This window comes from Paraburkholderia sp. PREW-6R (assembly GCF_039621805.1).
GTDB lineage: Bacteria > Pseudomonadota > Gammaproteobacteria > Burkholderiales > Burkholderiaceae > Paraburkholderia.
In genome coordinates this window covers 2,635,359-2,659,320 of sequence record NZ_CP155073.1, presented here as the reverse complement: position 1 = coordinate 2,659,320, position 23,962 = coordinate 2,635,359, and the positions used below count along the sequence as shown (strand labels likewise).

Annotated in this window: 20 protein-coding genes; 8 read left to right on the top strand and 12 right to left on the bottom strand. The window is 61.7% G+C overall.

The window, feature by feature from the left end; genetic code table 11:
• Window positions 1–336 precede the first annotated feature (336 nt).
• From AAGS40_RS11595 to AAGS40_RS11575, 5 genes are all read right to left on the bottom strand, one after another.
• Complete coding sequence (locus AAGS40_RS11595) at window positions 337–852, bottom strand: cupin domain-containing protein (RefSeq protein ID WP_345811490.1); 516 nt, start codon at window positions 850–852, stop codon at window positions 337–339.
• A 231-nt stretch (window positions 853–1,083) separates the two neighbouring features.
• Window positions 1,084–3,189, bottom strand: a complete 2,106-nt coding sequence (fusA, locus tag AAGS40_RS11590; protein WP_345811489.1) for an elongation factor G — start codon at window positions 3,187–3,189, stop codon at window positions 1,084–1,086.
• A gap of 312 nt (window positions 3,190–3,501) precedes the next feature.
• The gene (locus AAGS40_RS11585) at window positions 3,502–4,014 is read right to left on the bottom strand and encodes a DUF192 domain-containing protein (RefSeq protein WP_345811488.1); all 513 of its coding nucleotides are present in this window, start codon (window positions 4,012–4,014) and stop codon (window positions 3,502–3,504) included.
• Window positions 4,015–4,159: 145 nt separating this feature from the next.
• A complete protein-coding gene (locus tag AAGS40_RS11580) occupies window positions 4,160–4,354 on the bottom strand; it encodes a hypothetical protein (RefSeq protein ID WP_345811487.1) in 195 nt (64 codons plus the stop codon).
• Between the two features lie 470 nt (window positions 4,355–4,824).
• The gene (locus tag AAGS40_RS11575; protein ID WP_345811486.1) at window positions 4,825–5,394 is read right to left on the bottom strand and encodes a pseudouridine synthase; all 570 of its coding nucleotides are present in this window, start codon (window positions 5,392–5,394) and stop codon (window positions 4,825–4,827) included.
• Window positions 5,395–5,765: 371 nt separating this feature from the next.
• Here AAGS40_RS11575 and icd point away from each other — a divergent pair, with 371 nt between their 5' ends.
• The gene (gene icd / locus AAGS40_RS11570; RefSeq protein WP_345811485.1) at window positions 5,766–7,022 is read left to right on the top strand and encodes an NADP-dependent isocitrate dehydrogenase; all 1,257 of its coding nucleotides are present in this window, start codon (window positions 5,766–5,768) and stop codon (window positions 7,020–7,022) included.
• A 261-nt stretch (window positions 7,023–7,283) separates the two neighbouring features.
• Complete coding sequence (locus AAGS40_RS11565) at window positions 7,284–8,114, top strand: hypothetical protein (protein ID WP_345811484.1); 831 nt, start codon at window positions 7,284–7,286, stop codon at window positions 8,112–8,114.
• Window positions 8,115–8,209: 95 nt separating this feature from the next.
• On the opposite strand, the gene AAGS40_RS11560 is transcribed toward AAGS40_RS11565, so the two are convergent.
• Entirely contained in the window at window positions 8,210–8,416 is a 207-nt protein-coding gene (locus AAGS40_RS11560; RefSeq protein ID WP_007180614.1) for a cold-shock protein, read from the bottom strand.
• Between the two features lie 546 nt (window positions 8,417–8,962).
• Here AAGS40_RS11560 and clpS point away from each other — a divergent pair.
• Window positions 8,963–9,277 (top strand): ATP-dependent Clp protease adapter ClpS, encoded by a 315-nt coding sequence (clpS, locus tag AAGS40_RS11555; protein WP_006050100.1) that lies wholly within the window; start codon window positions 8,963–8,965, stop codon window positions 9,275–9,277.
• The gene (gene clpA / locus AAGS40_RS11550; protein ID WP_345811479.1) at window positions 9,274–11,574 is read left to right on the top strand and encodes an ATP-dependent Clp protease ATP-binding subunit ClpA; all 2,301 of its coding nucleotides are present in this window, start codon (window positions 9,274–9,276) and stop codon (window positions 11,572–11,574) included. Before clpS ends, clpA begins: the two co-directional genes overlap by 4 nt.
• Before the next feature lie 100 nt (window positions 11,575–11,674).
• On the opposite strand, the gene dut is transcribed toward clpA, so the two are convergent.
• From dut to AAGS40_RS11520, 6 genes are all read right to left on the bottom strand, one after another.
• A complete protein-coding gene (gene dut / locus AAGS40_RS11545; RefSeq protein ID WP_345811478.1) occupies window positions 11,675–12,121 on the bottom strand; it encodes a dUTP diphosphatase in 447 nt (148 codons plus the stop codon).
• Window positions 12,122–12,134: 13 nt separating this feature from the next.
• On the bottom strand, window positions 12,135–13,154 hold the full coding sequence (locus AAGS40_RS11540) for an LLM class flavin-dependent oxidoreductase (protein ID WP_345811477.1): 1,020 nt from the start codon (window positions 13,152–13,154) through the stop codon (window positions 12,135–12,137).
• Between the two features lie 72 nt (window positions 13,155–13,226).
• Window positions 13,227–14,441, bottom strand: coding sequence for a bifunctional phosphopantothenoylcysteine decarboxylase/phosphopantothenate--cysteine ligase CoaBC (gene coaBC / locus AAGS40_RS11535; RefSeq protein WP_345811476.1), 1,215 nt, complete (start codon window positions 14,439–14,441; stop codon window positions 13,227–13,229).
• Between the two features lie 143 nt (window positions 14,442–14,584).
• Entirely contained in the window at window positions 14,585–15,094 is a 510-nt protein-coding gene (gene lspA, locus AAGS40_RS11530; RefSeq protein WP_345811474.1) for a signal peptidase II, read from the bottom strand.
• Complete coding sequence (gene ileS, locus AAGS40_RS11525) at window positions 15,094–17,931, bottom strand: isoleucine--tRNA ligase (RefSeq protein WP_345811472.1); 2,838 nt, start codon at window positions 17,929–17,931, stop codon at window positions 15,094–15,096. Before ileS ends, lspA begins: the two co-directional genes overlap by 1 nt.
• A gap of 174 nt (window positions 17,932–18,105) precedes the next feature.
• Complete coding sequence (locus tag AAGS40_RS11520) at window positions 18,106–19,101, bottom strand: bifunctional riboflavin kinase/FAD synthetase (protein ID WP_345811471.1); 996 nt, start codon at window positions 19,099–19,101, stop codon at window positions 18,106–18,108.
• Window positions 19,102–19,218: 117 nt separating this feature from the next.
• On the opposite strand from AAGS40_RS11520, the gene purN reads away from it, so the two are divergent.
• The 4 genes from purN to AAGS40_RS11500 all read left to right on the top strand — a co-directional run bounded on the left by purN (window position 19,219) and on the right by AAGS40_RS11500 (window position 23,961).
• Window positions 19,219–19,872 carry a phosphoribosylglycinamide formyltransferase gene (purN, locus tag AAGS40_RS11515; RefSeq protein WP_345811470.1) on the top strand — a complete coding sequence of 218 codons (654 nt, stop codon included), beginning with the start codon at window positions 19,219–19,221 and terminating at the stop codon, window positions 19,870–19,872.
• Window positions 19,869–21,128 carry an RsmB/NOP family class I SAM-dependent RNA methyltransferase gene (locus AAGS40_RS11510; RefSeq protein WP_345811469.1) on the top strand — a complete coding sequence of 420 codons (1,260 nt, stop codon included), beginning with the start codon at window positions 19,869–19,871 and terminating at the stop codon, window positions 21,126–21,128. The genes purN and AAGS40_RS11510 overlap by 4 nt, the downstream gene beginning before the upstream one ends.
• A gap of 67 nt (window positions 21,129–21,195) precedes the next feature.
• Window positions 21,196–22,551, top strand: a complete 1,356-nt coding sequence (locus tag AAGS40_RS11505) for a mechanosensitive ion channel domain-containing protein (RefSeq protein WP_345811468.1) — start codon at window positions 21,196–21,198, stop codon at window positions 22,549–22,551.
• Between the two features lie 213 nt (window positions 22,552–22,764).
• Window positions 22,765–23,961: an acyl-CoA desaturase gene (locus tag AAGS40_RS11500; RefSeq protein ID WP_345811467.1), complete on the top strand. Its 1,197-nt coding sequence runs from the start codon at window positions 22,765–22,767 to the stop codon at window positions 23,959–23,961.
• Window position 23,962: the final 1 nt, after the last annotated feature.

Sequence of the window (23,962 nt, the reverse complement as noted above, 5' to 3'; positions counted from 1 at the left end):
CCGTTGCGTCGACGCGTGACACCGCGACGTGGGTGCAACGGCGGGTTGCAATGATGCCTGGGCTTTTCAGTGTAAGCGATTGCTCATGGATTGGTGAGCGCCTGAACCGGCAGCGGGCTGCCGATTGGCGGATAAAGGGCCAGCGCGTCTCGTCGTCACAACGTTCAGCGCCAAGCTGGGCGGCGGCCGTAGCAAGCGGTCGCCGACGACACTGCCAGATGCGGCGTTCCAGCAGCAGAAACCTTGTCGACGCGCGGCGGAATCCTTACCGATCGCAGTGTGCGAAGCGAGGCCAAATTACCATGACGCGTGACGGCGGAAGTGTTCGCGGATGGCTCAGTGATCGTGTGGATGCTTGTGAATGGGATCGACCCAGAACACGGTTTCGGGTTGTTCGACCGCGTCGATGTTCAGATTGACGACGACCGCTTCGTTGTCGCTGCGCACGAGCACGCATTCGAGCGGGTCGTCCGTGCTTGCGTTGATCTCCTGATGCGGCACATACGGCGGCACGAAGATGAAGTCGCCCGGACCGGCCTCTGCAGTAAATTCCAGATGCTCGCCCCAGCGCATGCGAGCCTGACCGCGCACCACGTAGATCACGCTTTCCAGCGCGCCGTGATGATGGGCGCCGGTCTTCGCATTGGGATGGATCGTCACGGTGCCGGCCCAGAGTTTCTGCGCGCCAACGCGGGCCGCATTGATCGCCGCCGCCCGGTTCATGCCGGGCGTTTGTGCGGTGTTGCCGTCGAGCTGATCGCCCTTGATGACCTTCACGCCGTGCTCGCGCCAATCCACCGGTTCGGATGGCTTTTCGTCGTGATAATGCGGATGTTCGTGCTCCTGGCTCATGGTGCGTCTCCTCGCCCGCAGGTTGTGTTGCACTGTACGTCGCATGGCGACCGAATGGGCCTCGGGCGCCTGCCTGCATTCTTGCACGTTAGAAAACGCGTGGGTAGCGCGCTGTCATGCATCGCGGCGGAAACGAAAAAAGCCCGTCCGTGTGAAGGGACGGGCTTCTGGGCGAAAGCTTCATGGCGGGACGAACTGACCGCCATGGCAGCCGACGCTTACTTCAAGCGCTTACTTCTGCTTCGCGTTGATCACCGCTTCCGCGACGTTGTTCGGCGTCTCGGCGTAATGCTTGAATTCCATCGTGTACGTGGCGCGACCTTGCGTGGCCGAGCGCAACGACGTGGAATAACCGAACATTTCCGCGAGCGGCACTTCGGCGCGCACCAGCTTGCCGCCGCCGCCGGCGATGTCTTCCATGCCCTGCACCAGGCCGCGACGGCTCGACAGATCGCCCATCACGTTGCCCATGAAGTCTTCCGGCGTTTCCACTTCGACCGCCATCATGGGTTCGAGCAACACCGGTCGCGCTTTGCGCATGGCGTCCTTGAACGCCATCGAGCCGGCCATGCGGAACGCGTTTTCGTTCGAGTCCACGTCGTGATACGAGCCAAACGTCAGCGTGACTTTTACGTCGACCACCGGATAACCCGCAAGCACGCCGGCCTTCAGTGTTTCCTGAATGCCTTTGTCCACCGCCGGAATGTATTCGCGCGGAATCACGCCGCCCTTGATCGCGTCGACGAATTCGTAGCCTTTGCCCTGCGCAGCCGGCTCCAGCGTAATCACGGCGTGACCATACTGACCGCGGCCGCCCGACTGCTTGACGAACTTGCCTTCCACGTCTTCGACCTTGTTGCGCACCGTTTCGCGATAGGCCACCTGCGGCTTGCCGACGGTCGCCTCCACGCCGAACTCGCGCTTCATCCGGTCGACCAGAATTTCCAGGTGCAGTTCGCCCATCCCGGAGATGATCGTCTGGCCGGATTCTTCGTCGGTTTGCACGCGGAACGACGGGTCTTCCTGCGCAAGGCGGTTCAGCGCAATGCCCATTTTTTCCTGGTCGACCTTGGTCTTGGGTTCGACGGCCTGCGAAATCACCGGCTCCGGGAAAATCATCTTTTCAAGGATGATCACGTTGTTCGGATCGCACAGCGTGTCGCCCGTGGTCGCTTCTTTCAGGCCGACTGCCGCGGCGATGTCCCCTGCGTAGACTTCCTTGATTTCCTTGCGCTCGTTCGCGTGCATCTGCAGGATCCGGCCAAGGCGTTCTTTCTTTTCCTTGATCGCGTTGTAGACCGTATCGCCCGAGTTCACCACGCCCGAATAGACGCGGAAGAAAATCAGCTGGCCGACGAACGGGTCGGTCATGATCTTGAACGCGAGCGCCGAGAACGGATCGGTGTCGGTCGGATGACGCTCGATTTCCTTGTCGTGTTCGTCGTGACCGGTGATAGCGGGCACGTCGACGGGCGAGGGCAGATAGTCGATCACCGCGTCGAGCATGGCCTGCACGCCCTTGTTCTTGAACGCGCTGCCGCACAGCATCGGCACGATTTCGTTGGCAATGCAGCGCGAGCGAAGCGCCTGCTTGATTTCCTCTTCGCTCAGCGTTTCGCCGCCCAGGTATTTGTCGAGCAGCTCTTCATTCGCTTCGGCCGCGGCCTCGACCATCTTGTCGTGCCACTCCTTCGCGGTGGCCGCCAGTTCCGGTGGAATGTCGCGATACTCGAACTTGATGCCCTGATTCTCTTCGTCCCAGAAGATCGCCTTCATCTTCACCAGATCGACCACGCCCTGGAAATGCTCTTCCGCGCCGATCGGAATCTGGATCGGCACCGCCACGCCCTTCAGACGGTCGCCGATCTGACGCTGTACGCGGAAAAAGTCGGCGCCCACGCGGTCCATCTTGTTGACGAACGCAATGCGCGGCACCTTGTACTTGTTCGCCTGACGCCACACGGTTTCCGACTGCGGCTGCACGCCGCCGACCGAGTCATACACCATGCATGCGCCGTCGAGCACGCGCATGGAGCGCTCGACTTCGATCGTGAAGTCGACGTGCCCCGGCGTGTCGATGATATTGATGCGGTGTTCGGGATAATTGCCGGCCATGCCCTTCCAGAAAGCGGTGGTAGCCGCCGACGTGATGGTGATGCCGCGCTCCTGCTCCTGTTCCATCCAGTCCATCGTCGCCGCACCGTCGTGAACCTCGCCGATCTTGTGGGTCACGCCTGTGTAGAACAGGATGCGTTCAGTGGTGGTGGTTTTGCCGGCATCGATGTGAGCGCTGATGCCGATATTCCGGTAGCGCTCGATGGGAGTCTTGCGGGGCACGTGAACCTCCTTGGAATGGCGCGCCTGAAACGCTTGCCGGGCGGCAGTCTGTGCTGCCCGGGGAGCCTGGGTGCTGCTTTACTAAGATGACTAGGATAGCGCGTCGGCCCACCTTTTGCAGGAATCTCGCCGGACGCTTGCTGGTGGCGGCCGGCAGCGGATGAGTCGTGGCGATCCGGATGAATCGCTACGATGTGAGGACGCCCGGCCATAAAAAAAGCCGGTGCCTCGAGAAAAAACACCAGCTTTTGTGCAAGCGGCGGCCTCTGCCGCCCGCTCGCCGTGGGGATGCGGCGCTTGACGCTATGACAACTATTGCGCGGCCGGCAAGCCTTGAATTTTCATTCCCGGCTTGATGCCCTTCGACGTGAACCAGTCCTTGCTCATTTCCAGCGCATACACGCCATTGTTGCGCGGGCAGTGATTGTTGGTGGTTTCGGCCTGCATCTCGTCGATGTCGGTGATGGTGCCGTCCGCGCGCATGAACGCGATGGACAGTGGAATCAACGTGTTCTTCATCCAGAAACAATGCACAGCAGTTTCGTTGAAGACGAACAGCATGCCCTCGTTCGGCGCGAGATTCGTGCGATACATCAAGCCTTGTTCACGGTCCGCGTCGTTGGCGGCGACAGCTGCGTCGATCACGAACATGCCTGCGGTCAACTTCGCGCGCGGAAATTCGCTGGGCTGCTTCGCACCCGGCGGCATCTGCTGCGCGTGGGCAGGCGTCACCGCAACGAACGACGCAGCGGTAGACAACACGGCAAGCGGCACCGCAACGGCAACAGCGAAACGCGCAATCAACGAGCGCATGGAAAATCGCACGGCGTGACTCCCTTATGGAAATTAACCCGCGAATGTTACGCGAGCACGTCAAAAACAAAAAGGCAGATCGCCTTTCGGTGATCTGCCTTTCAACGCCGTAAGAACGGCAATGAAGCTAATTCTTGACTGCGTTTTTACAACAAACTTACTCCGACGCTGCCGAAGCTGCAGCAGCTGCTGCTGCCTTCTTGTGCGCCTTCTTGTGAGCGTGCTTCGTGGTCTTCTTAGCCGACGAAGCTGCTGCTGCCGGAGCTGCCGAAGCTGCTGCCGGTGCCGAAGCTTGTGCGAATGCTGCCGTTGCGAAGAGACCAGCGACCAGAGCGGCGATCAGTTTGTTCATTTTGTGAATCCTCAGCTTTAGTAAATTAACCCAATGACCCGGCTATATGTAGAGTCATGTCGGTAAACGTGCCATCCACCTTTCGGTTGACAGCCGCATCGAACAATTTTCGACACGTCTGCTTTAGCGCTCGGACTCTTTGCACTTGCCGCAAGAGCGGCTCGCACATAGGCCCTTAAGGCTGAATGCCGGATAGCTTCGGGCGGCATCTGCGTCGAATAACGCGTGAGCTTGCACAGCGGTTGACGAGATTTTTGTGGAAAATTCGTGCGGTCGCGAATCATTTGAAGCGCACACTCCAAGCGCTTTTCCACGCGCCGACGTTTCGCGGTTTGCACCGGACATTCACGTAGTTTTTGTTCGCGGATACAACGGCTTAGCGATCGTCGTCAGCATAGGGGACGCGCACTGAGTGCCGGGCGGCCATGACCGTTACGAGCATTTCACGCGTACCTGTCATGCGGTTTATGTCATGCGACACCTTCCCACGGCGCTTTTGCCGGCAACGCCACGGTGTCGCCGGGCTGCAATCCGAGCGAAAAAATATCGAGTGCGCCAATGCCTACGCGAACGAGTCGCAAGGTAGGAAAACCGACTGCGGCTGTCATGCGGCGCACCTGGCGATTCTTGCCTTCCGTGATCGACAACTCGATCCAGGTGGTGGGTATCGCCGCGCGAAAACGGATGGGTGGCGTGCGCGCCCACAGCGCGTCGTTCGGCTCGACGTAGTTTGCCCGACAGGGCCGCGTCACGTAGTCGCCCAGATCGACGCCGCGCGCGAGCGTCTTTAGCGCGGCTTCATCGACTGCGCCTTCCACCTGTGCCCAATATCGTTTGACGAGCTTGTGACGCGGCTCGGCGATGCGGGCCTGCAGCGCGCCGTCGTCGGTGAGCAGCAGCAGCCCTTCGCTATCCGAATCGAGCCGCCCCGCGGGATAGACGCCCGGCACCTTGACCCAGTCCGCAAGCGACGCGCGCGTTTCGTGCGGCGAAAACTGGCAGATGGTGCCGAACGGCTTGTTCAGGGCGAGGAGGCGCATAAAAGAAAGTCGGAGAAGTTCGTGCGGCGCCCATGTGCCCATGCGCGCGTCAGCGCTTGCACGCCGTTGCGCGATTGGCCGGCACCGCGATGAATAGCCAGGCGTTGCAGGGATCGAATGGCGGGATGATAAAGCATAGTGCGGGGCCGGCGAACCTCTGTCTTCTATAAGACATAAGACGATGCGTTCAGGCGCCGGCGGTCGGTCCATATTGGAAAACCCCGAGCCGGCCTGGCCTGTGTAGCCAAAACGCGTGGGCTAGAATAGCGGCCATGTCGCTTGCGTGCAGCCGGCACGACGCATAGCGAGGATCGTCCATTTTCGCAGTCTCCCATCAGCATTCAGCACGTAGGTTCCACTGGAGTCCGATCATGCCGTATCAGCACATCAAGGTTCCGACCGAAGGTGACAAGATCACCGTCAACGAGGATTTCTCGCTCAACGTGTCCGACCAGCCGATCATTCCGTACATTGAAGGCGACGGCACCGGTATCGACATTACGCCAGTGATGATCAGGGTCGTGGATGCCGCCGTGGAAAAAGCGTACGGCGGCAAGAAGAAAATCCATTGGATGGAAATCTACGCAGGCGAAAAGTCCACCAGGGTGTACGGTCCGGACGTGTGGCTGCCGGACGAAACGTTGCAGGTCCTCAAGGAATACGTGGTGTCGATCAAGGGTCCGCTCACCACGCCAGTGGGTGGCGGAATCCGCTCGCTGAATGTCGCGCTGCGCCAGGAGCTCGACCTCTATGTGTGTTTGCGGCCCGTGCAGTATTTCAAGGGCGTGCCTTCGCCGGTGCGTGAGCCGGAGAAGACCAACATGGTGATCTTCCGCGAAAATTCGGAGGACATCTATGCGGGCATCGAATGGCCGGCGGAATCCGAGCAGGCGAAGAAGGTCATCCAGTTCCTGCGCGAAGAGATGGGCGTGAAAAAAATCCGTTTTCCGGAGACGTCGGGGATCGGCATCAAGCCGGTGTCGCGCGAGGGTACGGAGCGTCTCGTGCGCAAGGCCATCCAGTATGCGATCGACAACGATCGCCGCTCGGTCACGCTGGTGCACAAGGGCAACATCATGAAGTACACCGAAGGCGCATTCCGCGACTACGGTTATGGGTTGGCGCAGAAGGAATTCAGCGCGGAACTGATCGACGGCGGTCCGTGGATGAAGATCAAGAATCCGAAGACCGGTGGCGACGTCGTGCTGAAAGATGTGATCGCCGACGCGTTCCTGCAGCAGATCCTTCTGCGTCCCGCCGAATACGACGTGATCGCCACGCTGAACCTGAACGGCGACTATGTGTCCGACGCGCTGGCCGCGCAGGTGGGCGGCATCGGCATCGCGCCGGGGGCGAACCTGTCTGACTCGGTCGCGATGTTCGAGGCCACGCATGGCACCGCGCCGAAATATGCCGGCAAGGACTATGTGAATCCGGGCTCGGAAATTCTGTCGGCTGAAATGATGCTGCGCCATATGGGCTGGACCGAGGCGGCGGATCGGATCATCGAGTCGATGGAAAAATCTATTTTGCAGAAGCGTGTCACCTATGACTTCGCGCGTCTGATGGAAGGGGCCACGCAGGTCTCGTGCTCAGGCTTCGGTCAGGTGATGATCGAGAACATGTAGGCGAGCAGCGCGGCTTTTATCAGGCATGTGTTCACAACCCCGGCCGCCTCGCGGCGCCGGGGTTGTTTGTTTTTTGAGTCGCGTGCGGTGTCCTCGCCGGTACGCGGGGCCGCGTGGCTGTTATTGAGATGCCCGTCGGGCCGCGGACTGGGGTAAGTTAGCCGACGCGAGTATGGACTCGCATCGCGCGAGGCAATGCGGTGCAGCAAGCAGCGCGGCGTCTCGCCGATCAGGCAAACCAGAACTCAAATAACGAACAATATGGACAACAAATCTATTGCCGCGAACGTGTACGTCGCGACACCCAGCTATGGCGCGGTCGTAACGACGGGCTACGCGCTGGGCCTTCTTGATTTGCACGACGTGGCATCCGAATACGGCTTCGGCATACGCGTCAACTTCAACAGTTTCGACAGTCTCGTGACGCGCGCCCGCAACACGATGGTCGCCGAGTTTCTCGCGGACGAACGCTGCACGCATCTGATGTGGATCGATAGCGATATTGGCTTCAAGGGTGCGGATGTCGTGCGGCTGCTGCAGGCGAACCGTCCGGTGGCCGCAGGCGTTTATCCGTTGAAAAACGACGGCTGGCCCGTTCGAGGGCTCGCGCACCCGCTGCCGGCGGGCTCGACCAAGGCGGACTTCCGGGCACGGTATGCGTCTTATCCGGCCGTCGTTCGCTCGGCCCAGCTCGAAGAGGACGCGGACGGTTTCCTCGAAGCGCTCTACGCGCCAACCGGTTTCATGCTGATTCGACGCGAGGTATTCACGGCGTTGATCGCGGAATATCCGGAGTTGCACTGCCGGGCGTCGTTCGTCGGCCGGCCGGATCTCGATGCGGCCGAAGTCGCAAATTTCGTCTACGCGTTTTTCGATACCGGAATCGACCACGAAACGAACATGTACCTGTCGGAGGACTACTGGTTCTGCAGGCTGATCGCAAGCATCGGGATTACGCCGGTTGTCGACGCCCGCTCGAATCTGAGCCATCAGGGAATCGCGACATACGAAGGCGATGTCGCACGCAGTCTCCAGGTGCAACGCGCGATGTCGGCGAATAGCACCGCGCAGTCGGGCCCGTCAACCCGATAATTGAGACATCTGGCTGCGTCGATCTCATTAGAGCGTCGCACCAAAAAAGAAACCCGGCAAAAAGCCGGGTTTCAAAAGGACGGGATCGAACTGAATCAGGCCGGTGCCTGGATGTTCGATGCCTGCTTACCTTTCGGGCCTTGCACGACCTCGAAGGTCACCTTCTGGCCTTCCTTCAGGGTCTTGAACCCATTCATCTGGATGGCCGAGAAGTGGGCAAACAGATCTTCGCCACCTTCATCCGGCGTGATGAAGCCGAAACCTTTTGCGTCATTGAACCATTTGACCGTACCAGTTGCCATTCCAACTTCCCCTGTAACTCATATCACTACCACGAGCCCTCGAAAAGCTCGACGACCGCGCGCTGCAGCCGCCCCCTCCTCACAAGCTCACCATCGGCATTTTTTCGAATTATGGCTCAGTGAAAAAAGTGCCAGCTTGATTGTTGGTGCTCTTTATTCGACTGTCAAGAAAATTTTGAGACGCCGTTGTGGCGCTGCAAACAGGCGGTTTCCAGGGTTTTTACCGCTTTTCTTGTGTGCGGTGGCGCAAGCGGCGCGTCTTGAAAAGACGCATAATCGACTCACATGCTATTCAGCGGTTCGATGGTGCCGGCTGGTCCGGCCAGCGCTGTCAGCTAGCTCCGGCAGGTTATGCGATACTCGATCCGACTGCGGTGCAACACGGCCGCAAGCAGAAATGGATAGGGGCCGGCTCCGCAATCGGCTCGTCGAAGGGCGCACGCGTTGGGGAAAGCACCCCATCTGGCGGTCGCCAACGGGCTCACCGGCTGGTTTGCCGGGTTTTGACAGGATTGCGGGCCTGTCCTAGATGTTTAGAATGGGTGTATGGCGATTATCCCGGACAAGCAGGACGGCACCGTACTGGAGCGGCAGGAGAAAAAACTCAAGCCGCCATCCATGTACAAGGTGGTGCTGCTGAATGACGACTTCACGCCAATGGAATTTGTCGTGATGATCGTGCAGGAGTATTTCAATAAAGATCGTGAAACCGCAACACAGGTTATGTTGAAGGTGCATCGCGAGGGCAGGGGAGTTTGTGGGGTCTATACGCGGGACATCGCGTCGACCAAAGTCGAGCAAGTCGTTACCCACGCACGGCAGGCCGGGCATCCGCTGCAGTGTGTGATGGAGGAAGCATGATTGCCCAGGAACTGGAAGTCAGCCTGCACATGGCGTTCATGGAAGCACGCCAGGCGCGGCACGAGTTCATAACGGTCGAGCACCTTTTGCTGGCGCTGTTGGACAACCCAACGGCGGCCGAGGTGTTGCGTGCATGCGCGGCCAATATCGAGGATCTGCGCCAGAACCTGCGCAACTTCATTCATGACAACACGCCAACCGTGCCTGGCACGGATGACGTCGACACGCAGCCCACGCTGGGTTTCCAGCGTGTGATCCAGCGCGCCATCATGCATGTGCAGTCCACCTCGAATGGCAAGAAGGAAGTGACAGGCGCGAATGTGCTGGTCGCGATCTTCGGCGAAAAGGATTCGCACGCGGTGTACTACCTGCAACAGCAGGGCGTGACGCGTCTGGACGTGGTCAATTTCATCTCGCACGGCATCGCCAAGACGAGCAGCACGGACGCCGCGAAAGCGAGCGATTCGAATGCCGAGTCGGACGAAGCCGCTGCGCAGAAGGAAACGCCGCTCGCGCAGTTCACGCAGAATCTGAACCAGATGGCGAAAGACGGCCGCATCGACCCGTTGATCGGGCGCGAGTCGGAAGTCGAACGCGTGGTCCAGGTGCTGTGCCGTCGCCGCAAGAACAACCCGCTGCTGGTGGGTGAGGCGGGCGTCGGCAAAACGGCGATCGCTGAAGGGCTGGCGTGGCGGATCACGCGCGGCGAAGTGCCGGACATTCTGGCGGATGCGCAGGTGTATTCGCTCGACATGGGCGCGCTGCTCGCCGGCACCAAGTATCGCGGTGATTTCGAACAGCGTCTGAAAACGGTCCTGAAGGAGTTGAAGGAGCGTCCGCACGCCATTCTGTTCATCGACGAAATTCATACGCTGATTGGCGCGGGCGCCGCATCGGGCGGTACGCTGGACGCGTCGAATCTGCTGAAGCCGGCTTTGTCGTCGGGCACGCTCAAGTGTATCGGCGCGACCACGTTCACGGAATACCGCGGCATCTTCGAAAAAGACGCGGCATTGTCGCGCCGTTTCCAGAAGGTCGACGTGACCGAGCCGAGCGTCGAGCAGACAGTGGCGATTCTGCGCGGCCTGAAGTCGCGTTTCGAAGAGCACCACGGCGTGAAGTACTCGTCGGGCGCGCTGTCGGCGGCGGCTGAGTTGTCCGCACGCTTCATCACCGATCGTCATCTGCCGGACAAGGCGATCGACGTGATTGACGAAGCGGGCGCGGCACAACGGATCCTGCCGAAGTCGAAGCAGAAGAAGACCATCGGCAAGAACGAAATCGAGGAAATCATCTCGAAAATCGCGCGCGTCCCAGCTCAAAGCGTGTCGCAAGACGATCGCAGCAAGCTGCAAACGCTGGATCGCGATCTGAAGAGCGTGGTGTTCGGGCAAGACCCGGCCATCGATGCGCTGTCGGCGTCGATCAAGATGGCGCGTGCGGGCCTCGGCAAGCTGGACAAGCCGATTGGCGCATTCCTGTTCTCCGGCCCGACGGGCGTCGGCAAGACCGAAGTGGCGAAGCAACTGGCGTTCACGCTGGGTATCGAGCTGATCCGCTTCGACATGTCGGAATACATGGAGCGTCACGCGGTGAGCCGGTTGATCGGCGCGCCGCCGGGCTACGTGGGTTTCGACCAGGGCGGTTTGCTGACCGAAGCTGTCACGAAGAAGCCGCACTGCGTGCTGTTGCTCGACGAAATCGAGAAGGCGCATCCGGACATCTACAACGTGCTGCTGCAGGTCATGGATCACGGCACGCTGACGGATAACAACGGCCGCAAGGCGGATTTCCGCAACGTCATCATCATCATGACGACGAACGCGGGCGCTGAGGCGATGGGCAAGTCGGTGATCGGCTTCACGAATCGTCGGGAGACCGGCGACGAGATGGTCGACATCAAGCGCATGTTCACGCCGGAGTTCCGCAACCGTCTGGACGCGGTGATCAGCTTCCGCTCGCTCGATGAAGAAATCATCATGCGCGTGGTCGACAAGTTCCTGATGCAGCTGGAAGATCAGTTGCATGAGAAGAAGGTCGATGCACTCTTCACCGACGCGCTGCGCAAGCATCTCGCGAAGCACGGTTTCGATCCGCTGATGGGCGCGCGGCCAATGCAGCGTCTGATCCAGGACACGATCCGTCGTGCGCTGGCCGACGAACTGCTGTTCGGCAAGCTGATGAACGGCGGTCGTGTAACGGTGGACGTGGATGCGGAAGACAAGGTCCAGCTGACGTTCGACGAAAACTCGGCGCCGCCGCGCAATCCGAATCCGGAAGCGGTCGAAGTCGAGTAACTAGCAGCGTCACGGCCAGCAGGTTGCCGAAGACAAAAACGGCGCGGGGCTTATACCCCGCGCCGTTTTTTTGTGCACCGTTGCTGATGCAGCGAAAAGCTCAGTGCTTGCCTGTGCTGCCGAAACCGCCGGCCCCGCGGGCGCTGGTGTCGAAGTCGTCGACGATATTGAACTCTGCTTGCACGACCGGCACGATGACCAGTTGCGCGAGGCGTTCCATCGGGTTCAATACGAACGTGGTCTCGCCGCGGTTCCACGTCGAGATCATGAGCTGGCCCTGGTAATCCGAATCGATCAACCCGACGAGATTGCCCAGCACGATCCCGTGTTTGTGGCCCAGACCCGAGCGCGGCAGAATCAGCGCCGCATAGCCAGGATCGCCGACATGGATCGCGAGGCCGGTGGGCACCAGCGCGGTTTCGCCGGGTTTTAACGTCAGCGGTTCGTCGAGACATGCGCGCAGATCGAGTCCGGCGCTACCCGTCGTGGCGTAGGCGGGAAGCTGGTCGCGCATGCGCGCGTCGAGAATCTTCAGGTCGAGTTTCATGCAGGTGGACAGTTCAGGAAGTGGAAGCCGCGCGTTCCAACTGGAACGCGTCGGCGAGAAGTTCATAAGAGCGCAAGCGGGCCTGGTAACTGCCCGCTACGGTCAGCACGATCAGTTCGTCGGCCTGGAATCGTTCCTGCAGCGCGTGGAGGCGCTCGGTCACCACCTCCGGCGTGCCGATAATGCTGCGCGGTTTTTCGCGGTCGATCACGAGACGTTCGCGTTCGCCATACTCCTGCGCGACGCCCTCCTCGACAGACGGAATCAACTCGTTCAGGCCGTACGCCATTTGCACGCGACGAAGGTCGACGGCCTTTTCGAGGTTGGACGCTTCCTCCTGCGTGTCCGCGCAGATCACGAACACGGCGGCCGCCAGATAAGGTTGCTGCGCTTCCAGACTGGGCTTGAAGCGGTCGCGGTACGCGTGCGCGACCTGATGCCCAAAATGCGCATTGATGAAGTGCGCAAACGCGAAACGGATGCCCAATTGCGCAGCCAGCAAACCGCCGAACTCGCTCGATCCGAGCATCCATAACTGCGGACGTGTCGCGACTTGAGGCTGGAGCAGCACGCCTTTCGCAACGTGATCGTCGGGCAGCGTGTTGTGCATCAGACCGAGCAGATCGGCCACCTGCTGCGGGAAGATGTCGCCACGGTTGTAGTCGCCCGCCGCGACTGCTTGCGCGGTGCGCATATCGCCGCCGGGTGCGCGCCCCACGCCGAGATCGATTCGGTTCGGAAACAGCGCCTCGAGCATCATGAATTGCTCGGCCACTTTGAACGGGCTGTAATACGGCAGCATCACGCCGCCGGAGCCGAGCCGAATGCGCTTCGTCACGCTGCCGAGGCGCGCCAGCAGCACTTCAGGGCAAGGGTTCGACACGCCGCGCAGACCGTGATGCTCGGCACACCAGTAACGCGTGTAGCCGAGATCGTCGGCGAGTTGCGCAAGTTCGATCGTGGCGGCAAGCGCGTCCGCCACCGAGTGCCCGGAAATGACGGGCGTTTGATCGAGAACGGACAGTAGCGTCATGACAGATCGTCTCCAGATGATTCCATTTGCCAGCACGCTCGCCTGCGTCACAGCGCGAACGCGCTGCCGTGCCTAGCGAATCAGACTTGTATCAGGCAGACGTTTAGCGATTTCCGCGATCAGCGAGCGTGCGAGCGTCTGCTTGTCCGCGCGCGGCAGTTTCGTGGCACCTGATGCTTCGAAAAGAATCACTTCGTTGTCGTCGAGACCGAAGGTCAGCGGACCGAGATTGCCAATCAGAAGGGGTACGTTCTTGCGCGCGCGCTTGTCCTCGCCATGCAGTTCGAGGTCGCCGCTTTCGGCCGCGAAACCGACCGCGAAGGGCGGATGCGCCAGCTTCGCGACCGATGCCAGAATGTCTGGATTCTCGACGAATGTGAAAGTCGGCAGCGCACGATCGGCGCTCTTCTTGATTTTGTGCTCGCTCGCGTGATCGACGCGCCAGTCGGCGACAGCGGCCACGCCGATGAAAATATCGGCGTCGGCGACCGCGCGCATGACCGTGTCGTGCATCTGCTGCGCCGTTTGCACGTCTTCGCGAAATACGCCCCACGGCGTTTCCAGAGCCACGGGGCCCGCGACCAGATGCACTTCCGCGCCGGCCTGCTGCGCCGCGCGCGCCAGTGCAAAGCCCATCTTGCCGCTCGAGCGATTGGTGATGCCGCGCACCGGGTCGAGCGGTTCGAAAGTCGGACCGGCCGTCAGCAGGACACGCTTGCCGGCGAGGATTTTCGGCGCGAAGAATGACGCGATCGCCTCGTAGGTCGCGGCGGCCTCGAGCATGCGGCCGTCGCCGATTTCGCCGCACGCTTGCGGGCCCGAATCAGGACCGAGCACTTCGATGCCGTCCGCGCGCACCTGCGCGACATTGCGCTGGGTCGCCGGGTTTTGCCACATCTGGCGGTTCATTGCCGGGACGACGAGCAACGGGCAATCACGCGCGACGCATAACGTGGACAGCAAATCGTCCGCCATGCCGTGCGCGAGTTTGGCGAGGAAGTCGGTGGAGGCGGGCGCGACGACAATCGCGTCGGCTTCACGCGACAGGTCGATGTGCGCCATGTTGTTCGGCACCCGTCCGTCCCATTGGCTCGTGTACACAGGACGGCCCGACAGCGCCTGCATCGTGACGGGTGTGATGAACTGCGTGGCCGCTTCGGTCATCACGACCTGCACGGTGGCGCCTGCTTTAGTGAGCAGACGCGTGAGTTCGGCGATCTTGTAGCAGGCGATCCCGCCGGTCATGCCGAGGACGAGATGTTTCCCTGCGAGTTCTGCGGTTGCCAACGAAAGCCTCCGACAAAAGCGTGGTGGCGGGCGGCAGCATCGCGCCACCGCGGTGCCGTCGAATCGCGCACGAGAACCTGCGATGTGCGTTCGGGGTTCTCATGCATCAGGCCAGCTCAATGCCGGGCCAGACGGGCGCGCCGTTACTTCGAGCCGCGTACGCGCCGCAACTCGTCGAGTACGAGCAGGATCGCGCCGACGGTGATCGCGCTGTCGGCGAGATTGAACGCCGGCCAGTGCCAGGTACGCACGTGGAAATCGAGAAAGTCGATCACGTGACCGTATGCGAGCCGATCGATCACATTGCCGAGCGCGCCGCCAAGAATCAGCGAGAGCGCCGTGCAGAACATTTTCTGTCCACCGTGGCGCTTGAGCAGATAGCAGATGACGAGCGCCGCAACCACGCCGAGCGCGGTGAACGCCCAGCGTTGCCAGCCGCCGGCCATGGCGAGAAAGCTGAACGCCGCGCCGCGGTTGTACACGAGAATCAGATTGAAGAACGGCGCGACCTCGTGCGCAACGCCATACGCAAACACCTTCTGAACCGCGATTTTCGTCAGCTGATCGAACAGGATGACGATCAGCGCCACGCCCAGCCAGGGCGCCAGCGAACCGCCTGCTGCCGACGATGTCTTCGACATGGACCTTGCCATTATGCCGCGCTCCTTGTTTCACCGTTGCCAAACAGATTACTGAAGCAGCGGCCACACAGCGTGGGATGTTCCGGATTCGTGCCGACGTCCGCCTGGTAGTGCCAGCAGCGCTCGCATTTCAGATACTTCGACGCGATCACTTCGACACCTTCTTCCGCCTCGCTATCGACCCTTACCACCGTTGCCGCGGACGTGATCAGCACGAACTTGAGGTCGTTGCCAAGGCTCGCCAGAACGTCGTAACGCACGCCGCTCGCGCGGATTTCGACTTCCGCCTGCAGCGACGAACCGATCAGATTCGCCACGCGCGCTTCTTCCAGCGCCTTCGTGACGTCGCTGCGCACGGCGCGCAGCAGCGTCCACTTGTCCAGCAGCTTGCCCGCGTCCGCCACTTGCGGATACGCGTGATACGTCTCGGTAAAGATCGTGTCGCTATTCGGATGGAACACCTTCCACGCTTCCTCCGCGGTGAACGAGAGGAACGGCGCCATCACGCGCAGCAGGCCGTTTGCGATGTGATACAGCGCGGTTTGCGCCGAACGGCGCGCGACGGAATCTGCCGCCGTGGTGTACAGGCGGTCCTTCAGCACGTCGAGATAAAAGCCGCCCAGGTCTTCCGAGCAGAACGTCTGCAGTTTGGCGACGACCGGGTGGAACTCGTATTTGTCGTAGTGCGAGAGGATGTCGTTCTGCAGATTCGCCGACAGCGCGACCGCATAGCGGTCGATCTCCATCCAGTCCTCGACCGGGCGCGCGTGCTGGTCGAACTCGAAGTCGGACAGATTCGCGAGCAGGAAGCGCAGCGTGTTGCGGATACGGCGGTAGCCTTCCGTCACGCGCTTCAGGATTTCTTCCGAGATGGCGAGTTCGCCCGAGTAGTCGGTCGATGCGATCCACAGGCGGATGATCTCCGCGCCAAGGCGGTTGGCCACTTCATGCGGGTCGATCCCGTTGCCGAGCGACTTGCTCATCTTGCGGCCTTCGCCGTCCACGGTGAAGCCGTGCGTGAGCAGCGCGTTGTACGGCGGACGGCCGTCGAGCATGGAAGCCGTCAGCAGCGACGAGTGGAACCAGCCGCGATGCTGGTCCGAGCCTTCGAGGTACAGGTCGGCCGGGAATTGCAGTTCGTCCTTGTGCGAGCCGCGCAGCACGTGCCAGTGCGTCGTGCCTGAATCGAACCAGACGTCCAGCGTGTCGCGATTCTTTTCGTACAGGTTGGCGTCGTCGCCGAGCAGTTCACGCGGATCGAGCGACTGCCATGCCTCGATGCCGGCCTTCTCGACCCGCTGCGCGACCTCTTCGAGCAACTCCAGCGTGCGCGGGTGCAGCTCGCCCGTTTCCTTGTGGACGAAGAATGCCATCGGCACGCCCCATTGGCGCTGGCGCGACAGCGTCCAGTCCGGGCGATTCGCGATCATGCTGAACAGACGCTGCTTGCCCCACGACGGATAAAACGCCGTGTTCTCGATGCCTTCGAGCGCGGTTTCGCGCAGCGTCTTGTCGGTGTCCTTCGGCGTCACGTCCATGCCGGCGAACCACTGCGAGGTGGCGCGGTAGATGATCGGTGTCTTGTGACGCCAGCAGTGCATGTAGCTGTGCGTGTACTTCTCGGTGCGCATCAGCGTGCCGGCGTTCTGCAATGCCTCGACGATCTGCGGATTGGCCGCCCAGATCGACAGCCCGCCGAATAGCGCGAGCGATTCGATGTAACGGCCGTCGCCCATCACCGGGTTGATGATGTCGGAGTCCGACATGCCATGCGCCTTGCACGACACGAAGTCTTCCACACCGTACGCCGGCGACGAGTGCACGACGCCCGTGCCGGTTTCGGTCGTCACGTAGTCGCCGAGATAAACCGGCGCCGTGCGCTTGTACGACGGATGCGCCGACGCGAGCGGATGATTGAAGCGCAGTTCGATGAGCTTTGCGCCCGGCGTGGTGGCGATTACCGTGCCGTCCAGACCGTACTGCTTGAGGCACGCCTCAACGCGTTCCTCGGCGAGAATCAGCAGGCCGCGCGGCGTATCGACGAGCGCGTAGACGATTTCCGGGTGCAGATTCAACGCCTGGTTGGCCGGGATGGTCCACGGCGTCGTGGTCCAGATCACGATGCCGCCTTCGTTGCGCGGCAGCCTGTCGAGGCCGAACGCCTGCGCCGTCCTGTCCGGTTCCGCGAAGCTGAACAGCACGTCGATGGTCGGATCGGTCTTGTCCTTGTATTCGACTTCCGCTTCGGCAAGCGCCGAGCCGCAATCGAAACACCAGTTGACCGGCTTCAGACCACGAAACACGTAGCCTTTCTCCATGATCTTCGCGAGCGCGCGGATTTCGCCGGCTTCGTTCACGAAGTTCATGGTCTTGTACGGATTGTCCCAGTCGCCAAGCACGCCCAGACGGCGGAAGCCGACCTTCTGCTTCTCGATCTGTTCGGTCGCGTAGGCGCGTGCCTTCTGCATGACTTCCGTGGCGGGCAGCGATTTGCCGAACTGCTTTTCGATCTGGATTTCGATCGGCATGCCATGGCAATCCCAGCCGGGCACATAGACCGCGTCGAAGCCCGCCAGGTTGCGCGCCTTGACGATCATGTCCTTCAGGATCTTGTTGACCGCATGGCCGAGGTGGATGTCGCCGTTCGCATACGGCGGCCCGTCGTGCAGGATGAACTTCTTGCGGCCTTTCGAAGCGGCGCGAATCTTCTCGTAGATCTTGTGTTCCTGCCATTCCTTGACCCATTGCGGCTCGCGTTTGGGCAGGTCGCCGCGCATGGGGAACGGCGTGTCGAGCAGGTTGACCGGGTAACGTGACTGCGGTTTCGAATCGGCTTTCTTGTTGCTCATGGTGAGATCGCGGTGAATTCTTTCTAAGCGCAGCGGGGCGCGGGTTGCGCGTAATGCGCGAGGGCGTGGGGCGCGCCCGGCAGGTGTGACGCGTGATTCACGCACGCCTTTCGATGCGCACAGCGACGGACCATGCCGCGCCTGACTCGATCTGGCGCGCTCGGTCCGCGGCGGCTACCTAATTCGGTCCGTAGCCGAAGTCGCGAAGCCCGTGGAACGACTGCCAGACGTGCCGGCGCCAGCGGCCGCAAACCATGCGCGGGCGTTGGCGACGTCGTTTCTGATGGCAGCCGTCAGCGTTTCGAGGTCGACGTATTTCTCCTCGTCGCGCAGCTTCTTGAGAAATTCGACGCGCACGAGTTTGCCATAAGCGTCGCCGTGCCAGTCCAGCAGGTGCACTTCGAGCAGCACGCGGCCGGAGTCGTCGACCGTGGGACGCAGCCCGAGGCTCGCGACGCCCGCCAGGGGTTCGTCCGCCACGCCATGCACGCGCACGACGAAAATGCCCGACAGCGCCGGGCGCTTGTGCGCGATGGTCAGGTTCAGCGTGGGGAAACCGAGGTCGCGGCCGAGCTTCATGCCGTGAACGACGTGACCGCTGATCAGATAGTCGCGGCCCAGCGCGGCGCGCGCCGAGTCGAGGTCGCCCGCCACGAGCGCGGCGCGCACGCCGGAGCTCGAAATACGCGCGCCCGACGGATCGGCGACCGTGGCCATCTGCTCGACTTCGAATTCGTACTGTTCGCCGGCCGCCTGCAGCGACGCGAAGTCGCCCGCGCGTTTCGCGCCATAGCGGAAGTCGTCGCCGATCATGACCCAGCGCGCATGCAGCCCGTTGACGATGATGTTCTCGACGAACGTGTCCGGTGACTGGCTGGCGAACGTGTGGTTGAAATGCTCGACCACCACGCGATCCACGCCGTTGGTACGCAGCGCTTCCAGCTTGTCGCGCAGCATGGCGATGCGCGGCGGCGCGCCGGCGAGATTGAAGAACTCGCGCGGGTGCGGCTCGAAGGTCATCACGCAGACGGGCAGCCCGCGCGCGTCGGCCGCTGCGCGCACGTGCGCGAGCAATGCCTGATGGCCGCGATGGACACCGTCGAAGTTGCCGATGGTCAGTGCGCAGGGCGCACGGCTCTCGGCATTGGGAAGACCGCGGAAGACTCTCACGATAGCGGGTTGCAGTGGGCGCGGGCGGGGTGCCGCAAAACAAACGATTATAAACGCTCGGCGCACGGCACGGCGGCGCAGCGCGGATTCCGTGCCCTCGAATGATAAAATCCGCGGATGAAAAAACTCGTCATCCTGATTTCCGGACGGGGAAGCAACATGGAAGCGATCGTTCGGGCCTGCTCGAACGAAGGCTGGCCGGCGCAGATTGCCGCTGTGATTGCCAACCGTCCAGATGCCGCGGGCCTTGCGTTCGCGGCGTCGCACGGCATTGCCACGGCGGTCGTCGACCACCGCCAGTTTGCCGGGCGCGACAGCTTCGACGCCGCGCTCGCCCGCCAGATCGACGGCTTCGCGCCAGACCTGGTGGTATTGGCCGGCTTCATGCGCGTGCTCACGGCCGGTTTCGTCGACCATTACGCGGGGCGCATGCTGAATGTGCACCCGTCGCTGTTGCCGAGCTTTCCGGGTCTGAAAACGCACCAGCAGGCGCTCGATGCCGGCGTGCGGCTGCACGGCGCCTCGGTCCATTTTGTCACGTCACAATTGGATCACGGGCCGATCGTCATGCAGTCGGCGGTGCCCGTCGAAAACGGCGACACGCCGGCCATCCTTGCCGAGCGCGTGCTGGCTACAGAACACATTATTTATCCACGCGCGGTGCGCTGGTTCGTCGAAGGGCGCCTTGCTCTGGACGGTCTGCGTGTCACGCTTACGCCGCCGGAGCCGCAATGGCTCTTTGCCGGTCACACCGCCGGAGAGGGCGCATGAGATTGCATGGTTTTCTGATTGGACAAACTGAGACTTTGCTGGCTGAAGTCCTAAAACTGAACGGTCCCGCCGACGCCACCACGAGCCGCTTCTTCCGTGCTCACCCCAAGCTCGGACATGGCGAGCGCGGCGTGATCGCCGAGGCGGTTTTCGCGGTGCTGCGCCGGCGCATGGAGTTCGCGCATCTGGCCGAAAGCGGCACGGGCAGCCCGGCGCGCCGCATGGCGCTGCTCGGCCTGATGCAGACCGCAGGGCGCTCGGCGCTCAAGCCGTTCGTGTCGGAAGCCGAATCGAGGTGGCTCGAACACGTCGCGATGATCGACCCCGAAAGTCTGCCGCTGCGGATTCGTTTGAACTTGCCCGACTGGATCGACCAGGCGTTGTCGAAGCGTTTCGAGCCCGCCGAACTGGCGCAACTGGCCGCCGCGCTGAACTATCCGGCGCCGCTCGACCTGCGCGCGAACCCGATCAAGGCGAGCCGCGACGACGTGCTGGGCGCGCTTTCGAAAGCCGGCATCGAGGCCGGCGCCACGCCGTTCGCGCCATTCGGCGTGCGCGTGGTCGGCAAGCCGCCGCTTACGAAGCTCGACGCGTTCCAGCAAGGCTGGGTGGAAGTGCAGGACGAGGGCAGCCAGTTGCTGTGCTCGCTGGTTGCGCCCAAGCGCGGCGAGATGATCGTCGACTTCTGCGCCGGCGCGGGCGGCAAGACGCTGGCGCTCGGCGCGGCCATGCGCTCCACCGGCCGTCTTTATGCATTCGACATCTCCGAGCGGCGTCTCGCGAAGCTCAAGCCGCGGCTTGCGCGCAGCGGGCTGTCGAACGTGAATCCCGTGCTGATCGACAGCGAGCACGACTCGAAGATCAAGCGCCTCGCGGGCAAGATCGACCGCGTGCTGGTGGACGCGCCGTGCAGCGGGCTCGGTACGTTGCGCCGCAACCCTGACCTGAAATGGCGGCAGTCGCCGGAATCTGTCGCCGAACTCGCGCCGAAGCAGGGCTCGATTCTGGCGAGCGCGGCGCGGCTGGTGAAGAAGGGCGGGCGTCTGGTCTATGCAACGTGCTCGATTCTCGACGCCGAGAACGAAGAGGTCGTGCAGAAATTTCTCGCTGACCATCCGGATTTCGCGCTGGTGCCGGTGAAGGAAGTGCTGGCCGAACAGCGCATCGAGCTGGAAATGGGCGATTACCTGTCGCTGTGGCCGCACCGCCATGCAACCGACGGCTTCTTCGCCGCCGTGCTGGAACGCCAAAGCTAAGCGCAGCGGGCTTCTGCCGGCGCGCGGTGAGGAGTGAGCCCCGCGCGCCGCTCACAGTGGCGACATCATGGAAAATCGCATTTTTTCTCACGTATTCGGCGATCTCGCGCGCGACTTCGGCCAGCCGGTCATGCTCTGGCAGGTCGGCGTGCTGGTCGGTACGCTGATCGTCGCCGCGCTGCTCGCGCGCCTCGTACGGCGCGCGCTGGACCTTCGCCGACAGACCCGTTACCAGACGCTGCGTTTCGGCGCGGAGAGCCTGAACCGCGCGTTTTTCCCGCTGATCGGCGCGGTGCTCGTGTGGCTTGCACGCTCGATTACCGGGCAGTTCATGCACACGGCGCTGCTCGATCTGGCGCTCGTGCCGCTGTTTGGCATCGGCTTGATTTACATCGTCTTTTTCTTCGCGAGACGGGTTTTCAGCCATAACGGCGCTACCCATCCGTGGCTATTCCTGGTCGAGAAGGTGGTCTCGCTGGTTGTCTGGGTGGCGATGGTGCTCACCGTCATGGGCATTCAGGACGACGTGATCGCGTGGATGGGCAGCGTGCATTTCCGCGTCGCCAACGCGCATATGACCTTGCTCTCGTTGACGACCGGGCTGCTGTGGGTATGCGTGACGATGATCGTCGCGATGTGGCTCGGCGCGGCTTTCGAAGACCGGCTGATGCGCGCCAAATCACTCGACGCCAACCTGAAAGTGGTGGTGGCGCGGGTCGGCCACGCGGCGTTCGTGCTGGCGGCGATTCTGATCAGCCTGTCGCTGGTGGGCATCGACATCACCGTGCTGGGCGTGTTCGGCGGCGCGCTGGGCGTGGGGCTCGGCTTCGGCTTGCAGAAGATCGCCAGCAATTATGTGTCGGGCTTCATCATTCTGATCGACCGGTCGCTGAGGATCGGCGACACGATCAACGTGAGCGGCCTGCAGGGCATGGTCACGCAGATCCGGACGCGCTACACGGTCGTGCGCGGACTGGACGGCATCGAGACGCTGATCCCGAACGAAAAGCTCATCACGGACGTGGTGCAGAACCAGTCGTCCTATCTGACGCGCGGCCATGCAAAGGTGGCTGTTCAGGTTGCGTACACGTCGGACGTCGAGCAGGCGATGGCGCTGCTGGTTCAGGCAACGCAAGGTGTTGCGCGCGTGCTACAGGAGCCGTCGCCTACGCCGTATCTTGCGAGTTTCGGCGCGGACGGCATCAACCTCGAACTGGGCTTCTGGATCGAGGATGCGGCGACCGGCACGGCGGGCGTGCGCTCGGCGGTCAACCGCAATATCTGGCGCCTTTTCTCCGAACACGCCATCTCGATTCCGTTTGCGCAACGCGAAGTGCGGATCGTGGGCAACGTCAGCGACGCGATGCCGCAGCCGGTAATAATGACCGCGCCTTCGGCAAGTCAGTCTGACAGCGCCCATTGACGGGCGTCCGGCCGCCTCGCGCGTCCCCCGGAGGGCTGCTGCTGCACCCTTCAGCGGTTGATCGCTGACAAAAAATCCCTATTTGTTACAAACACTTGGAACGCTTCCAGTAGAATGACGTCCAATCCGCTGTATGCTTTCACTTCCTTGACACGTCTGATTTGCGCTGGTTTGCGGTGTTTCGTGTCTCTCTCGTTCCACAGGTAAATTGCCTTGTTGAATTCTTTGCTCGATTTTCTTGCCCACGGTCTGCTTCGCTTCTCCTGGTGGCAACTCGTCCTCTATACGCTGGCCGCGACACACGTCACGATCATCGGCGTGACGGTCTACCTGCACCGGTGCCAGGCGCACCGCGCGCTGGAATTGCATCCGGCCGTCAGTCATTTTTTCCGATTCTGGTTGTGGATGACCACAGGCATGCTGACCGGCCAGTGGGCCGCGATTCACCGTAAGCACCATGCCAAGTGCGAGACCGAAGAAGACCCGCACAGCCCGCAAACGCGTGGCATCTGGAAGGTGCTGCTCGAGGGCGCGGAACTGTACCGCACCGAAGCCAAGAACGAAGAGACGATGCGCAAGTTCAGTCACGGCACGCCGAACGACTGGATGGAACGCAACGTATACACCAAGTACCCGATTCTCGGCGTGAGCCTGATGATGGTCCTGAACGTCGCGCTGTTCGGCGTTGTCGGCCTGACGATCTGGGCCGTGCAGATGGTGTGGATCCCGTTCTGGGCGGCTGGCGTGGTGAACGGCCTGGCGCACTTCTGGGGCTATCGCAACTTCAACTCGTCGGACGCCAGCACGAACATTTTCCCGTGGGGCATCATCATCGGCGGTGAAGAGCTGCATAACAATCACCACACGTATGCCACGTCGGCCAAGTTGTCGAACAAGTGGTACGAGTTCGACATCGGCTGGATGTACATACGCATCATGTCCGCGTTCCGTCTGGCCAAGGTGAAGAAGATCGCGCCCACGCCGCGTCTCACCACCGGCAAGCTGGTGCTCGATCAGGACACGTTGCAAGCCGTGCTCGCCAACCGCTATGAAGTCATGGCGCGTTACGGCAAGGCGCTCAAGCGTGCTTATCGTCAGGAACTGGCGCACCTGAAGGAAGTCGGCGCGCGTGAGAAGTATCAGGTCATGCGCGGCGCGCGTAGCTGGTTCCATAAGGAAGAGGCGGGTCTCGACGAGCCGCAGAAACGTCAGTTGCCGCAGATCTTCGCGAACAGCCAGAAGCTCAAGACGTATATCGACATGCGTAATGAACTCGCCGCAATGTGGGAACGCTCCAATGCATCTCGCGACCAGTTGCTGGTGCAGCTTCAAGACTGGTGCCACCGCGCGGAACAAAGCGGTATCAAGGCGCTGCAAGAGTTTGCGTTGCGTCTGCGTCGCTATGCCTGAT